1 protein-coding gene is annotated in these 491 nt (G+C 47.7%); it reads right to left on the bottom strand.

Annotated elements, in window-relative coordinates:
- The coding region (locus A3751_RS01190) for a PP2C family protein-serine/threonine phosphatase (protein ID WP_156492159.1) at positions 1-491 on the bottom strand (491 nt) is incomplete at both ends.

Below are 491 nucleotides of genomic sequence, written 5' to 3'. Positions count from 1 at the left end.
TCAACAGTATCTAGTCCAAACATGACACCCTTTGCATTTACAGACTCGGGAATACCGTCCGTCATCATCAACAGAGAATCCCCTTCTTCCGCAGAGATACTCTCCATAGATGGATCAAAGGCGCTGTCATCCAATACGCCCAAAGGTAGATGTCGAGAAGAAACGAGATCAACCTGCTTTTTCGCGCTTTGGAGATGAAAGCAAAGAGGTAAACCTCCCGACCAAATCCTCATTTTGCTACCTGACGCATCAAGCTCAAGCAACAAGGCTGCGCAAAACATCGATCGCGGCAAAAATGCGCGGAGCGAGCGATTCATCTCTCGAATAATTGATGTGGAAGACTTCCCTTTGCGGGTCATGGTAAAGAACACTTGGGACAGAGGGATCGTTCCAATTGCTGCCGCCAAACCATGCCCGGTAATGTCTCCTAAAAAGACATACAGACCACCAAGAGGCTTCTCAGCAGATAGAAGAATATCGCCATTGAACGT

The sequence above is a fragment of the Oleiphilus sp. HI0080 genome (assembly GCF_001635135.1).
The sequence above is the reverse complement of the archived record's forward strand: the minus strand, read 5'-3'. Positions and strand labels throughout refer to the sequence as shown.